Origin of the sequence: Streptomyces sp. BHT-5-2, from assembly GCF_019774615.1 — a bacterium.
Lineage (GTDB): Bacteria > Actinomycetota > Actinomycetes > Streptomycetales > Streptomycetaceae > Streptomyces.
Genome location: NZ_CP081497.1, coordinates 1,514,108 through 1,528,402, shown reverse-complemented (window position 1 = coordinate 1,528,402; position 14,295 = coordinate 1,514,108). Strand labels below are relative to the sequence as shown.

The following is a 14,295-nucleotide window of genomic DNA, read 5'->3' as shown; positions in this document are numbered from 1 at the left end:
ACCCTGGACGGCCGCGGGGCCGGTCCGCGGCGCGGCCGCGGCCGGCTCCGGACCGATTGTCAGTGGTCCGGTGCACGATGGGGAACATGACCGAGGCAGCGCTCGATTCGTTCTCGCCCGCGACCCGCGGCTGGTTCGCCGGGGCGTTCCGCGCGCCCACCGCCGCACAGGAGGGCGCCTGGCGGGCGATCGCCGCGGGGTCCGACGTCCTGGTGGTGGCGCCGACGGGCTCCGGCAAGACGCTGGCCGCGTTCCTGGCGTCGCTGGACGCGCTGGCGAGCACCCCACCGCCGGCCGAGCCGAAGAAGCGCTGCCGGGTGCTGTACGTCTCGCCCCTGAAGGCCCTCGCCGTCGACGTGGAGCGGAATCTGCGCAGCCCGCTGACGGGCATCCGCCAGGAGTCGGTCCGCCTCGGGCTGCCGGAGCCGGACCTCCGCGTCGGCATCCGCTCCGGCGACACCCCGGCCGCCGAGCGCCGCGCGCTGGCCTCCCGCCCGCCGGACATCCTCATCACCACGCCCGAGTCGCTGTTCCTGATGCTGACGTCCGCCGCCCGGGAGGCGCTGGCCGGCGTCGAGACGGTCATCGTGGACGAGGTGCACGCGGTCGCCGGCACCAAGCGCGGCGCCCATCTGGCGCTGTCCCTGGAGCGCCTCGACGAGCTGCTGGACCGCCCGGCGCGCCGGATCGGCCTGTCCGCGACGGTCCGCCCGGTGGAGGAGGTGGCCCGCTATCTGTCGCCGCGGCGCCGGGTGGAGATCGTCCAGCCGCCCTCCGGCAAGCGGTTCGACCTCTCGGTGGTCGTCCCGGTGGAGGACATGGGAGAGCTCGGCAGCGCCCCCGTCCAGGAGGGCGAGACGGGCGAGAAGCCGTCCATCTGGCCGCAGGTCGAGGAGCGGATCGCCGATCTCGTCCAGGCCCACCGCTCCACGATCGTCTTCGCCAACTCCCGCCGCCTCGCCGAGCGTTTGTGCAACCGCCTCAACGAGATCGCCTACGAGCGCGCCATGGGCGAGCCGCTCCCGGAGCACCACTCCCCCGCCGAGCTGATGGCCGAGGCCGGCGCCGCCAGGGGCGCCCCGCCGCTGCTGGCCCGCGCCCACCACGGCTCGGTCTCCAAGGAGCAGCGCGCCCTGGTGGAGGAGGACCTCAAGGCCGGCCGGCTGCCGGCGGTGGTCGCCACGTCCAGTCTGGAGCTGGGCATCGACATGGGCGCCGTCGACCTCGTCGTCCAGGTGGAGTCGCCGCCGTCGGTGGCCTCCGGTCTCCAGCGGGTGGGCCGGGCCGGCCACCAGGTCGGCGCGGTGTCCAAGGGCATCGTCTTCCCCAAGTACCGCGGCGATCTGGTGCAGTCCGCGGTGGTCACCGAGCGGATGCGCGCGGGCGCCATCGAGGCGCTGCGGGTGCCCGCCAATCCCCTGGACGTGCTGGCCCAACAGCTGGTCGCGATGGCCGCGATGGAGACCTGGGACGTCACGGAGCTGCTCGCGGTGGTCCGTCGGGCGGCCCCGTTCGCCGCGCTCCCGGAGTCCGCCTTCACCGCCGTGCTGGACATGCTCGCCGGGCGCTATCCGTCCGACGCCTTCGCCGAGCTGCGCCCGCGCCTGGTCTGGGACCGCGTCGCACAGACCGTCACCGGCCGCCCGGGTGCCCAGCGGCTGGCCGTCACGTCCGGCGGCACGATCCCGGACCGCGGCCTGTTCGGCGTCTTCCTCGCCGGCGAGAGCTCCGCCAAGGGCGGCGGGCGCCGGGTGGGAGAGCTCGACGAGGAGATGGTCTACGAGTCCCGCGTGGGCGACGTCTTCACCCTCGGCACGACGTCCTGGCGCATCGAGGACATCACCCGCGACCGCGTCCTGGTCACCCCCGCCCCCGGCGTACCCGGCCGACTGCCGTTCTGGAAGGGCGACCAGCTCGGCCGCCCGCTCGAACTGGGCCGTGCGCTGGGCGCGTTCCTCCGGGAGATCGGCTCGCTCTCCCCCGAGGACGCCGGCACCCGGCTCGCCGCCGCCGGGCTCGACGACCGGGCGGTCTCCAACGTCCTGGCCTATCTCGCCGAGCAGCGCCAGTCCTGCGGCCATGTCCCGGACGACCGCACCATCGTCGTCGAGCGCTTCCGGGACGAGCTGGGCGACTGGCGCATCGTCGTCCACTCCCCCTTCGGCGCGCAGGTGCACGCCCCCTGGGCGCTGGCGCTGGGTGCCCGCCTCGCCGAGCGCTACGGCCTGGACGCCCAGGTGATGCACGCCGACGACGGCATCGTGCTGCGGCTCCCGGACGCCGACCTGATGGGCCTGGACCTCCTCGACGGCGACGGCGGCTTCGGCGCCGCGGACCGCGCCGAGTACGACCCCGAGCAGTCCCCGGTGGGCGCCGCCGACGTGGTCTTCGAGCACGGCGAGGTCGACCAGCTCGTCACGGACCAGGTCGGCGGCTCCGCGCTGTTCGCCTCCCGCTTCCGGGAGTGCGCGGCCCGCGCCCTGCTGCTGCCCCGCCGCAGCCCCGGCAAGCGCACCCCGCTGTGGCAGCAGCGCCAGCGCGCCGCCCAACTCCTCCAGGTGGCCAGCGAGTTCGGCTCGTTCCCGATCGTCCTGGAGGCGGTCCGCGAATGCCTCCAGGACGTCTTCGACGTTCCCGGGCTGACGGAGCTGATGGCCGACATCGAGGCCCGCCGGGTCCGCCTGGTGGAGGTCACGACCCCGGAGCCGTCCCCGTTCGCCCGCTCCCTGCTCTTCGGCTACGTCGCCCAGTTCCTCTACGAGGGCGACTCCCCGCTCGCCGAGCGCCGGGCCGCCGCGCTGTCCCTGGACTCCCGGCTGCTGGCCGAGCTGCTGGGCCGGGCCGAGCTGCGCGAGCTGCTGGACGCGCAGGTGCTGGCGGAGCTGGAGGCCGAGCTGCAGTGGCGCACCGAGGCCCGCCGCGTCAAGGACGTCGAGGGCGTCGCCGACGTCCTGCGGCTGCTCGGGCCGCTGACCGACACCGAGTTGACCGAGCGCGGCGCGGAGCCCGCCTGGGCCGGAGAGCTGGCCGCCGCCCGGCGCGCCATCCGGGTGCGGATCGCCGGCGCCGAGCACTGGGCCGCCGTCGAGGACGCCGGCCGGCTCAGGGACGCCCTGGGCACCGCGCTCCCGGTCGGCGTCCCCGAGTCGTTCACCGAGCCGGTCAAGGACCCGCTGGGCGATCTGCTGTCCCGTTATGCCCGCACCCACGGCCCGTTCACCTCCGAGCAGGCCGCCGCCCGCTTCGGCCTCGGCACCGCCGTCACCGACGGCGCCCTCCAGCGCCTGGCCGCCGCCGGCCGCCTCGTCCAAGGGGAGTTCCACCCGGAGGGGACCGGCGGCCAGGAGTGGTGCGACGCCCAGGTGCTGCGCCGGCTGCGCCGCCGCTCGCTGGCCGCGCTGCGCGAGGAGTTGGAGCCGGTGCCGCCCGCCGCGCTGGCCGCCTTCCTCCCCCAGTGGCAGCACGTCGGCGCGCCACGCCCGGCACCTCTCTCCGGGGCGCCCGCGCCACCGGTCGCCGGCTCGTCCGGGCTGCGCGGCATCGACGGCCTGGTCCGCGCCGTCGAGCAGCTCCAGGGCGCCCCGGTGCCGGCCTCCGCCCTGGAGAAGCTGATCCTGCCGTCCCGGGTCGGCGGCTACACCCCGGCCCTGCTGGACGAGTTGACCTCCACCGGCGAGGTGCTCTGGGCCGGCGCCGGTGCCCTGCCCGGCAAGGACGGCTGGCTCTCCCTCCATCTCGCCGACGCCGCGCCCCTGTTGCTCCCGCCCCCGCTGCCCCTGGAGCTCTCCGCGCTGCACGAGTCCGTGCTGACCGCCCTCGCCCCCGGTTACGGCCTGTTCTTCCGGCAGATCGCCGACCAGGTCCGCGCCACCACGCACCCGGAGGCCACCGATCCGCAACTCGCCGACGCCCTGTGGGAGCTGGCCTGGTCGGGCCGGCTCACCAACGACACCCTGGCCCCGCTGCGCGCCCTGCTCGGCTCGGGCCGCACCGCGGGCTCCACGGCCCACCGCGCCCGCCGCACCGTCCCCCGCGGCAGGTACGGCACGCTGACCGCGGCCGCCCGCCCCACGGCCTCGCGCTCCGGCCCGCCGACGGTCGGCGGCCGTTGGTCGCTGCTGCCGGCCCCCGAGCCCGATCCGACCCACCGCGCCCACGCCCTGGCCCGTACGCTCCTGGACCGGCACGGCATCGTCACCCGCGGCGCGGTCGCCGCCGAGGGGGGCGCCGGCGGCTTCTCCGCCGCGTATCGCGTGCTGTCCGCCTTCGAGGAGTCCGGGCAGGCCCGCCGCGGCTATGTCGTCGAGGGGCTGGGCGCCGCCCAGTTCGCGATGGACGGCGCGGTGGACCGGCTGCGCGCGATCAGCACCCAGCGGGAGCGCGGCGCCGCCGCCCCGTTCCCTGACACCGGCCCCGGGCAGCCCCGCCGCGCCCTGGTCCTCGCCGCCGCCGATCCGGCCAACGCCTACGGCGCCGCCCTGTCCTGGCCCGAGCCGCCCGAGGGGGCCACCCACAAGCCGGGCCGCAAGGCGGGCTCCCTGGTCGTCCTCGTCGACGGCGAGCTGGCGCTCTATCTGGAGCGCGGCGGCAAGACCCTGCTGATATGGCCGTTGGGCCCGGACCCCGCCGAGGCCGCCGCCGACCCCCGTCTCCGGTCCGCCGTCGAAGCCCTCACCGACGCCGCCCGGGCCGGCGCCGTCGGCACCCTCACCACCGAGCGCATCAACGGCACCGCCGCCCTCACCTCCCCCTTCGCACCGATCCTGGAAGCCGCGGGCTTCCACCCGACGCCCCGGGGCCTGCGCCTACGCGGCTGACCCGGGCCGCCCGCGGGCCCGGGGCCGGGCGGGCCGGACGGACACAGGGCGGGACGGGACGGGACGCGCAACGGACCGGAAGCAGGACCCGCACCGGCCCAGGCCCAGGCCCCGTACCGGCACCGGACCACAGCACCAGGCCGCCCCGCCCGTCCCGTCCGCCGGCCCCCACCCCGCGGTGCACGACAACTCCCCCACCCGCCGGTGCATGATGGCCCCATGCCCGAAGGCGACACCGTCTGGCGGCTGGCCCACCGTCTCCACCAGGCGCTGGCCGGCAGCCCGCTGACCCGCTGCGACCTGCGCGTCCCCCGCCTGGCCACGGTGGACCTCACCGGCCGCACGGTGCTCGCGGTGGTCCCCCACGGCAAGCACCTGCTCACCCGCTTCGAGGGCGGCCTCACCCTCCACTCCCATCTGCGGATGGACGGCGCCTGGAAGATCTACGCCCCGGCCGAGCGCTGGCGCGGCGGCCCCGCGCACCAGATCCGGGCGATCCTCGGCACCGCCGCGCACACCGCCGTCGGCTACCGCCTCCCGGTCCTGGAACTCCTGCGCACCGCTGACGAGTCCCAGGTCACCGGCCATCTCGGCCCGGATCTGCTGGGCCCGGACTGGGACCCCGCCGAGGCCCTGCGACGGCTGCTCACCGCGCCCGACCGGCCCCTCGGCGAGGCCCTGCTCGACCAGCGCAACCTCGCCGGCATCGGCAATGTCTACAAATCCGAGCTGTGCTTCCTGCTCGGCGCCTCCCCCTGGCTCCCGGTCGGCCGCCTCACCGCACCCGAGCGCGCCCCGGCGCTCGCCCGGAAGCTACTGGAGGCCAACAGGAACCGCCCCGCCCGGATCACGACCCCGTGGGGGTACCGCCCCGACCGCCGGCTGTGGGTCTACGGCCGCGCCGGCCGCCCCTGTCTGCGCTGCGGCACGCCCGTACGCACCGCCGACCAGGACCCCGCCGCCGAGGAACGCGTCACCTACTGGTGCCCCACCTGCCAACCACGGCCACCGGCGGCACCGCCCTCCCCCTCACCGTGACCCCACCAGGCACACCCACACCCACCAGAAACCCGCATCACTCGGGCCCGCCGCCCCGCTCCGCCCGCTCTCCCGACCGGCGCCGCCGCCCCTCGACGAGCCGCCCCGGCGCACTCCCCCGCCACGCCTCGACAAGCCGCGCCTCGACGGCCGCCGTCACATCACCGCGCCCCGCACCGCGGCCCCGGGCGCCCTCGCGCCGCCCGTTCCACGGAACGCAGTGCACCGGCAGCAGACTGAGCCCCCAGCCGGCCACGGCCACCGTGCCCTCCACCGGCCCCGCCGACCCCGGCCACAGAACCAGCCGGCACACCGCCCACCACCACAGGCCCCCGACGAGCGCCGCGGATATCCACCGTCCCGGCACGGACCTCGCACGCCTCGCCATGCCTGCCTCCTCGGGCCGACGCTAGACCGGGCCCGCCGCCCGGCGGCAGGGGCGCACCGGCGCACGCCCGGCGCGTGCGGTGCGCTCCGGGTCCCGGGCGGCGGGCCCGGTCGGCGACCGGTCACCGCGTCGCGGTCACGGTCAGTGGGCCTCGGCCTGGAACATCCAGTGGTGCTTCTCCAGATCGGCGGTGAGGCCGATGAGGATGTCCTGGGAGACCGGGTCGGGCTCGTCGGTGGCGGCGATCCGCTCCCGCATCCGCCCGATGATCGCGCCGAGCGCGTCCACCATCGTGCGGACGACGTCGCCGTCCTTGACCCAGCCGTCGGGCGCCTCGCTGATGCCGCTGGTCTTGGCGACCGTCGCGCACCGGCCGTCCGGCGTGACCCCGATCGCCGAGGCCCGCTCGGCCACCGTGTCGGCGTGCTGCCGCGCGGAGGCGACGACGTCGTCGAGCTGGAGGTGGACGGAGCGGAAGCGCGGACCGACGACGTTCCAGTGCACCTGCTTGGCGACCAGGGAGAGATCCACCAGATCGACCAGGGCGCCCTGGAGGGCGTTGCCGACGACGGTACGGGCTTCATCGGACAGCGTGCTTGTGACCACAGACATCCAGATACTCCCTTTCAGGTGCATTAAGGATATTCGGGCGAATATTCCGATTTGGCCCCATGGTACGGGCCAGGGCTTCACACCGAGCAGCCCGGAGACGGCCGGCCGGGCCCCGGCCGGGAACCGACGGGCATACGCGAAGCCCCGGCGGGGCTGCTGCCCGCCGGGGCTTCGCGTATGCGTGGTCTGCGGTGTCAGGCCGCGACGACATCCACGACGTCGGCCGGGGACTTGATGGTCACGCGCTCCTCCGGCACACCGGCCAGGGACGTGACGGACACCGAATTGAGCTTCGGCCGGACCGGTGCCGGCACCGTGTCGGTCACGGCCGCGGACGCGGCCAGCTCGGCGAGCGCCAGCTCGTCGCTGACCTCCCGCATCAGCTCGGACATGCGCACATCCAGCGCGTCGCAGATCGCCGAGAGCAGCTCGGAGGACGCCTCCTTCTGGCCCCTCTCGACCTCGGACAAGTAGCCGAGCGACACCCGGGCGGAGGACGAGACCTCGCGCAGGGTGCGGCCTTGGCGCTGACGCTGTCGGCGCAGCACGTCACCCAGCAGGCGACGAAGCAGAATCATCGCTGGCTCCCTCCTCGGACCTCGGATGCGGATCCTTCTCGCCCCACCGTACCGCCTCGGGCCGCAGCCGTGCCGGGAGCGAGTACGTGTTCACTCAGGGCTGCAAACATCAATTCCCCCCGTGTTGTTCCGTATCCTGTGCCCGCACATTTTCTGTGAGTTCGCTCAACAGCAGCGCGAGCACGGCCTGCACGCTGTCCCGGCGGATCCGCTCACGGTCCCCCGCCAGCGCCAGCCGCCGCACCTGCCCCGCGCCGTCCGGGCCCTGGACGGCGACGTAGACGGTGCCCACCGGCTGCCCGTCCTGCGGCTCGGGCCCGGCCACGCCCGTGGTGGCGATGCCCCAGTCGGCGCCGAGCACCCGGCGCACCCCGCCGGCCATCTGCCGCGCCACCTCGCCGTCCACCGCCCCGCGGTCGGCCAGTAGCGCGCCGTCCACCCCCAGCAGCTCCCGCTTGACGTCGGTGGCGTACGCGGTGACCGCCCCGCGCACCACCCGTGAGGCCCCGGGGACCGCGGTCAGCTCGCCCGCGACCAGCCCGCCGGTGAGCGACTCGGCCACCGCCAGGCTCTGCCCCCGGCCGGCGAGCGCTTCCAGCGCCCCGGCCGCCGCAGAACCCGGCGCGTTCACCGGGTCTCGTCCCGCTCGGCGCGCTCCTGGGCCAGTCCGGCCCGGCGCAGCACCACGGCCTGTCGGACGTAGTCGAGCCCGGTCGCCACCGTCAGCACCACGGCCACCGCCATCACCCACCAGCGGAAGGTGGCCAGCGGCCCGGACAGCATCAGGACGTACATGCCCACCGCGGTGCCCTGCGCCAATGTCTTGATCTTGCCGCCCCGGCTGGCCGGAATCACTCCGTGCTTGATCACCCAGAACCGCATCAGGGTGATGCCCAGCTCCCTGAAGAGGATCAAGCCCGTGACCCACCAGGGCAGATCCCCCAGCACCGACAGGCAGATCAGCGCGGCCCCCATGATCGCCTTGTCGGCGATCGGGTCGGCGATCTTGCCGAAGTCGGTGACCAGGTTGTACGTGCGGGCCAGATGACCGTCGAAGACGTCGGTGATCATGGCGACGGCGAAGGCCGCCCAGGCGAACGACCGCCAGGCCGGACTCGTCCCGCCGTCGTGCATCAGCAGCAGCACGAACGCCGGGACCAGCAGCAGCCGCAGCATCGTCAGGACGTTGGCGATGTTCCACAGCCCGGCCTGCCGGACGGCCGGCGCGGGGCGCGGCCTCCCGGCGGCGGAAGCCGAGGCCCCGCTCATCTGCCCGCCTCCTCGGTACACCCCGTACCGTCCACCGACAGCACCTCCGCCACGAGGTCCACGCCCTCGCTCGCGACCACCTTTGCTTCGACCATACGACCGGGCCGCAGCTCCTGGCCGGTCGTGAGCAGCGTGACCCCGTCGGTCTCCGGCGCCTGGTGCGCGGCCCGCCCGACGATCCCGTCGTCCTCGTCGTCGATCCGGTCCACCAGCACCCGGACCGTCTCCCCGACCCGCTCGGCCGCCCGCTGCGCGGTCAGCTCCTCGGCCAGCCGGGACACCCGGTCCAGCCGCTCGGCGACCACCTCGGGATCGACCTTGTCGTCGTAGCCGGCGGCCTCGGTGCCGTCCTCGTCGGAGTAGCCGAAGACGCCGATGGCGTCCAGCCGGGCCGCGCCGAGGAAGCGCTCCAGCTCCGCCAGGTCGCTCTCCGTCTCGCCGGGGAAGCCGACGATGAAGTTGGAGCGCGCCCCGGCCTGGGGCGCCTTGGTGCGGATGGTCTCCAGCAGCTCCAGGAAGCGGTCGGTGTCGCCGAACCGCCGCATCGCGCGCAGCACGCCCGGCGCCGAGTGCTGGAAGGACAGGTCGAAGTAGGGCGCGACCTTGTCGGTGCCGGTCAGCACGTCGATCAGACCGGGCCGCATCTCGGCGGGCTGGAGGTAGCTGACCCGGATCCGCTCGATGCCGTCGACCGCGGCCAGCTCCGGCAGCAGCGTCTCCAGCAGCCGGATGTCGCCGAGGTCCTTGCCGTAGGAGGTGTTGTTCTCGGAGACCAGCATGATCTCCTTGACGCCCTGCTCGGCCAGCCATCGGGTCTCGCCGAGCACGTCGGAGGGCCGGCGGGAGATGAACGAGCCGCGGAAGGACGGGATCGCGCAGAACGAGCAGCGCCGGTCGCAGCCCGAGGCCAGCTTCACCGAGGCGACCGGCTCGTCGCCCAGCCGGCGGCGGAGCGGCGCCCGCGGCCCGGAAGCCGGCGCGAGGCCCGTGGGCAGGTCCTGGGGCGGGGCCGCCGGCTCCGCGGCGGCGTCCTGGGCGTGGCCGGGCAGCGCGACGCCGGCGGCGCCCTGGCGCTCTGCCGGGCTGATCGGCAGCAGCTTGCGGCGGTCGCGCGGGGTGTGCGAGGCGTGGATGCCGCCGCTCAGGATCGTCTGGAGCCGGTCGGAGATGTCGGCGTAGTCGTCGAAGCCGAGCACCCCGTCCGCCTCGGGCAGCGCCTCGGCCAGCTCCTTGCCGTAGCGCTCGGCCATGCAGCCGACCGCGACGACGGCCTGGGTGCGGCCCTCTCCCTCCCGGGCCGCGGCCTTCAGATCGTTGGCCTCCAGCAGGGCGTCGACGGAGTCCTTCTTGGCGGCCTCGACGAAGCCGCAGGTGTTGACGACGGCCACGTCCGCGTCGTTGGCGTCCTCGACGAGCTCCCAGCCGTCCGCTGCCAAGCGGCCTGCGAGCTCCTCCGAGTCCACCTCGTTACGGGCGCAGCCAAGGGTGACAAGGGCGACGGTACGGCGTTCGGGCATGGGGCTCAGCCTACTTCGTCCCGGACACCCCCATGGCGCGCAGGTCTCCGCCGCCCGTCCGGGAGCCCCGGGGCGGGCGGCGGAGACCTTCCGGGCACCGGTCCGTCAGCCGGCCTGCGGGTCTCCCGGCGTGTAGCTCAGCCGCTCCACGGAGCCCTCGTCGCCGACCTTCTTGACCTCCTTGCCGTTGACGTACAGCTGTACGGCGCCGGCGTTGCCGACGACGAGGTCGATCCGCTTCTTGTCGGTGAACGTCTTCGACTCCCCCTGCTTGAGCAGCCCGTCCTGCAGGAGCGTGCCGTCGGCGTCCTTGGCGGAGATCCAGCTCTGCCCGTCCTTGGCGGTCACCTTGATCGTGACCTTGTCCTTGGGCAGCCCGGCGATGGCGCTGTCGGAGGGTGCCGGCTGGGGAGGCTGCGGGGCCCGGGGGTGGATGGTGCGGGCCGGTCCCGGTTTGTCGGCCTTGGCGGTGTCCGAGGCGATCGGGCCGCCCTCGTGCTTGCTGCCGCCGCTGAAGAACGTGAAGCCGGCGAAGCCGATCACCGCGACGATGGCGGCGACCATCGCGGCGGTCCAGTTGGGGCGGCGGGGTTCCGGCCGGATCCGCTCCGCCTCGAAGAGCGGGGCGGCGACGGTCGGCGAGGGCCGGCCGCCGTGGTCGGCGTCGTAGCGTTCGACCAGGGGGCCGGGGTCCAGGGAGACGGCGCGGGCGAGCGTTCTGATGTGGCCGCGCGCATAGACGTCGCCGCCGCACCGCGAGAAGTCGTCCTGCTCGATGGACTGCACGATCGGGATCCGCACCCGCGTCGCCGTACTGACCTCTTCGACGGTCAGTCCCGCGCCGATGCGGGCCTGCTGGAGGGCTCGACCGACCGACGGCCGGTCCGGACCGGGGGAAGGCTGGTCCGGACCGGGAGAAGGCCGGTCCTCTTCGGGGGAGTTGGGGGAGTTGCCGATGGACACGGGTGCGCCTTTCGAGCGTGTAGCCACCTGCTGGAAGTTCAGTCTAGGGGTGTTGCGAAAGGGTCGGGCAAGCGGAAGAGCCGGGTTTGTACGCCATCAGAACGCCCCTCGGCACCGCCTCGGGGCCGGAGGCCGGAGCGTCCTCCCCCGCCTCCCTCAACTTGACGAACCGCCAAGGGAAACGGTTGCCTCCGCGCACGCACGGGCTGGACCGTACGTGCGTGCTACTGGTTAGCCTCCCCCCGGATCAGCGCCAGCACTCCGTCCAGTTCATCGGGCTTGACCAACACGTCCCGCGCCTTGGAGCCCTCGCTCGGCCCGACGACGTTCCGCGACTCCATCAGGTCCATCAGCCGGCCCGCCTTGGCGAACCCCACCCGCAGCTTGCGCTGCAGCATCGACGTCGAACCGAACTGGGTGGAGACCACCAGCTCCGCGGCCTGGCACAGCAGGTCGAGGTCGTCGCCGATGTCCTCGTCGATCTCCTTCTTCTGCTTGGAGCCGACGGTGACGTCGTCCCGGAAGACGGGCGCCATCTGGTCCTTGCAGTGCTGGACGACGACGGCCACCTCCTCCTCGGTGACGAACGCGCCCTGCATCCGGACCGGCTTGTTCGCGCCCATCGGCAGGAACAGCCCGTCGCCCTTGCCGATCAGCTTCTCGGCGCCCGGCTGGTCGAGGATGACCCGGCTGTCGGCCAGCGAGGAGGTCGCGAACGCCAGCCGGGACGGCACATTGGCCTTGATCAGGCCGGTGACGACGTCGACCGACGGCCGCTGGGTCGCCAGCACCAGGTGGATACCGGCCGCACGGGCCAGCTGCGTGATGCGGACGATGGCGTCCTCGACGTCCCGCGGCGCCACCATCATCAGGTCCGCCAGCTCGTCGACGATCACCAGCAGATACGGGTACGGGGCCAGCTCCCGCTCGCTGCCCTCGGGCGTCTTGAGCTTGCCGGTGCGGACCGCCTCGTTGAAGTCGTCGATGTGGCGGTAGCCGAACGCCGCGAGGTCGTCGTAGCGCAGGTCCATCTCGCGCACCACCCACTGCAGCGCCTCGGCGGCCCGCTTGGGGTTGGTGATGATCGGCGTGATCAGGTGCGGAATGCCCTCGTAGGCCGTCAGCTCGACGCGCTTGGGGTCGATCAGCACCATCCGGACGTCCTCGGGGGTGGCGCGCATCATGATCGAGGTGATCAGGCAGTTGATGCACGACGACTTGCCCGAGCCGGTCGCGCCGGCGACCAGGACGTGCGGCATCTTCGCGATGTTCGCCATCACATAGCCGCCCTCGACGTCCTTGCCGAGCGCGACCAGCATCGGATGGTCGTCCTCGGCGGCGTCCGCGAGGCGCAGCACGTCCCCGACGTTGACCATCTCGCGGTCGGTGTTCGGGATCTCGATGCCGACCGCGGACTTGCCGGGGATCGGCGAGATGATCCGCACGTCCGGGGAGGCCACCGCGTAGGCGATGTTCTTGGCCAGTGCCGTGATCTTCTCGACCTTCACCGCGGGGCCGAGCTCGACCTCGTAGCGGGTGACCGTCGGGCCGCGGGTGAAGCCGGTGACCGCGGCATCGACCTTGAACTCGGTGAAGACGTTCGACAGCGAGTCCACTATGGCGTCGTTGGCGGCGCTGCGCGCCTTGCCCGGCCCGCCCCGGGTGAGCAGGTCGAGCGAGGGCAGCCCATAGGTGATGTCGCCGGCGAGCTGGAGCTGCTCGGCGCGCGGCGGCAGCTCACCGGACGGCTCCGGCGCGGCCTTGGTGAGGTCCGGCACCGACGACTTGGTGAGGTCGGGCACCTTCGAGGGGCGCTCGGCGCCGCTGCCCGCCGTGGGCGGCTCCGCGCCCCGGGCCGGCGGCACCCCGCCGCTCTGCTCACCGGTGTCCGTGCCGCGCTCCCGGCGCTCCCCGATGCCGCCGCTGAGCTCGGCGACCAGCGGCGAGGGCTGGACGCCGTGCAGCACCGCGCCGTCCAGCGCCGCGGCGGCCGCGGCGGCCACGTCCACAGCGTCCATCGGGCGGTCGGCGGGCCGCTCCGAGCCCCGCCGCGGCGGCCGCCGCCTGGCGAGCGCGGCCTCCTCCAGCGCGTCCGCCTCGTCGTCCGCCGCCGGGGCGCGACGCGTCCGGCGGGCCGGCTGCTCGCGCCACTCCGCGGCGTACTCCGCCTCGTCGTACCCGTCGTACCCCTCTGCCGGCTCCTCCGCGCCCTCCAGCAGGCCGAGCCGCACGCCGAGGGCCCGCAGCCGCTGCGGGATGGCGTTCACCGGCGTCGCGGTCACCACCAGCAGCCCGAAGAGGGTCAGCAGCACCAGCAGCGCCACCGCCAGGGTCTCCCCGACGGTGAAGATCAGCGGTTTGGACGCCGCCCAGCCGACATAGCCACCGGCGTCCTGTATGGCGCCGAGCCCGTCGTCCCGCCCCGGGGACCCGCAGGCCATCGCCACCTGTCCGAGCACGCCGACCACCAGCGCCGAGAGCCCGATGACGATCCGGCCGTTGGCCTCCGGCCGCTCCGGGTGGCGGATCAGCCGGATCGCGATGCCGCCGAGCAGGATCGGGACGACCAGGTCGAGCCGGCCGAACGCGCCGGTGACCAGCAGCTCGACGAGATTGCCGACCGGGCCCGAGAGATTGGACCAGGTGCCGGCCGCGACGATCAGGGCCAGGCCGAGCAGCAGCAGCGCCAGCCCGTCCTTGCGGTGCGCCGGATCGAGGTTCTTGGCCCCGCGCCCGAAGCCGCGGAACACCGCCCCGATGCCGTGCGCGGCACCGAGCCAGCAGGCCCGCGCCACGCGGTAGACGCCACCGGTCGGCGACGGCGCCGGCCTGGCCGCGGCCTTCTTGGCGGGCGCTTTCCGCGCCGGTGCCTGCCTGGCGGCAGCGCTCTTCTTGGCCGGCGGCCGCTTCGCGGGCGCCTTCTTGGCGGCGGCCTTCTTCGCGGCGCCCCCGGACTGTCCGGCGCGCGGCTTCGAGGGGCCCGCCGTGCGCTGGGTTCCCTTGCCGGACGTACGTGAGGCCATGCCGACGAGATTACAGGCGCGGGCGCACACGGCACGAGCGCGCGGCGCTTCACCCATTCGTGTCGCGCGCCGTGCTCATGAGAGGCCGTC

10 protein-coding genes are annotated in these 14,295 nt (G+C 74.2%); 2 read left to right on the top strand and 8 right to left on the bottom strand.

Translation table 11 applies throughout. From position 1 onward, the window contains the following. Positions 1-86: 86 nt before the first annotated feature. Both K2224_RS34640 and K2224_RS34635 read left to right on the top strand, forming a co-directional pair. Positions 87-4,817, top strand: coding sequence for an ATP-dependent helicase (locus K2224_RS34640; protein WP_221911089.1), 4,731 nt, complete (start codon positions 87-89; stop codon positions 4,815-4,817). A gap of 219 nt (positions 4,818-5,036) precedes the next feature. Then, positions 5,037-5,855, top strand: a complete 819-nt coding sequence (locus K2224_RS34635; protein ID WP_221911088.1) for an Fpg/Nei family DNA glycosylase — start codon at positions 5,037-5,039, stop codon at positions 5,853-5,855. Positions 5,856-5,892: 37 nt separating this feature from the next. Here the strand turns inward: K2224_RS34635 and K2224_RS34630 are convergent, their stop codons facing one another. From K2224_RS34630 to K2224_RS34595, 8 genes are all read right to left on the bottom strand, one after another. Continuing rightward, positions 5,893-6,243 (bottom strand): hypothetical protein, encoded by a 351-nt coding sequence (locus K2224_RS34630; RefSeq protein WP_221911087.1) that lies wholly within the window; start codon positions 6,241-6,243, stop codon positions 5,893-5,895. Between the two features lie 141 nt (positions 6,244-6,384). After that, complete coding sequence (locus K2224_RS34625) at positions 6,385-6,855, bottom strand: Dps family protein (RefSeq protein WP_221911086.1); 471 nt, start codon at positions 6,853-6,855, stop codon at positions 6,385-6,387. A 194-nt stretch (positions 6,856-7,049) separates the two neighbouring features. Continuing rightward, on the bottom strand, positions 7,050-7,433 hold the full coding sequence (locus K2224_RS34620) for a helix-turn-helix domain-containing protein (protein ID WP_221911085.1): 384 nt from the start codon (positions 7,431-7,433) through the stop codon (positions 7,050-7,052). Between the two features lie 109 nt (positions 7,434-7,542). Next, positions 7,543-8,064 (bottom strand): CinA family protein, encoded by a 522-nt coding sequence (locus K2224_RS34615; protein ID WP_221911084.1) that lies wholly within the window; start codon positions 8,062-8,064, stop codon positions 7,543-7,545. Further along, the gene (gene pgsA / locus K2224_RS34610; RefSeq protein ID WP_221911083.1) at positions 8,061-8,702 is read right to left on the bottom strand and encodes a CDP-diacylglycerol--glycerol-3-phosphate 3-phosphatidyltransferase; all 642 of its coding nucleotides are present in this window, start codon (positions 8,700-8,702) and stop codon (positions 8,061-8,063) included. Before pgsA ends, K2224_RS34615 begins: the two co-directional genes overlap by 4 nt. Continuing rightward, on the bottom strand, positions 8,699-10,219 hold the full coding sequence (rimO, locus tag K2224_RS34605) for a 30S ribosomal protein S12 methylthiotransferase RimO (RefSeq protein WP_221911082.1): 1,521 nt from the start codon (positions 10,217-10,219) through the stop codon (positions 8,699-8,701). The genes pgsA and rimO overlap by 4 nt, the downstream gene beginning before the upstream one ends. Positions 10,220-10,324: 105 nt before the next feature. Further along, entirely contained in the window at positions 10,325-11,182 is an 858-nt protein-coding gene (locus K2224_RS34600) for a helix-turn-helix domain-containing protein (RefSeq protein WP_221911081.1), read from the bottom strand. 224 nt (positions 11,183-11,406) lie between these two features. Beyond that, positions 11,407-14,205, bottom strand: a complete 2,799-nt coding sequence (locus K2224_RS34595) for a DNA translocase FtsK (protein ID WP_221911080.1) — start codon at positions 14,203-14,205, stop codon at positions 11,407-11,409. Positions 14,206-14,295: the final 90 nt, after the last annotated feature.

Bases quoted from the DNA above. Each gene is read 5' to 3' on its own strand.
- K2224_RS34630 (WP_221911087.1), bottom strand. From the start codon at position 6,243: ATGGCGAGGCGTGCGAGGTCCGTGCCGGGACGGTGGATATCCGCGGCG.
- K2224_RS34625 (WP_221911086.1), bottom strand. From the start codon at position 6,855: ATGTCTGTGGTCACAAGCACGCTGTCCGATGAAGCCCGTACCGTCGTC.
- K2224_RS34640 (WP_221911089.1), top strand. From the start codon at position 87: ATGACCGAGGCAGCGCTCGATTCGTTCTCGCCCGCGACCCGCGGCTGG.
- K2224_RS34620 (WP_221911085.1), bottom strand. From the start codon at position 7,433: ATGATTCTGCTTCGTCGCCTGCTGGGTGACGTGCTGCGCCGACAGCGT.
- rimO (WP_221911082.1), bottom strand. From the start codon at position 10,219: ATGCCCGAACGCCGTACCGTCGCCCTTGTCACCCTTGGCTGCGCCCGT.
- K2224_RS34595 (WP_221911080.1), bottom strand. From the start codon at position 14,205: ATGGCCTCACGTACGTCCGGCAAGGGAACCCAGCGCACGGCGGGCCCC.
- pgsA (WP_221911083.1), bottom strand. From the start codon at position 8,702: ATGAGCGGGGCCTCGGCTTCCGCCGCCGGGAGGCCGCGCCCCGCGCCG.
- K2224_RS34635 (WP_221911088.1), top strand. From the start codon at position 5,037: ATGCCCGAAGGCGACACCGTCTGGCGGCTGGCCCACCGTCTCCACCAG.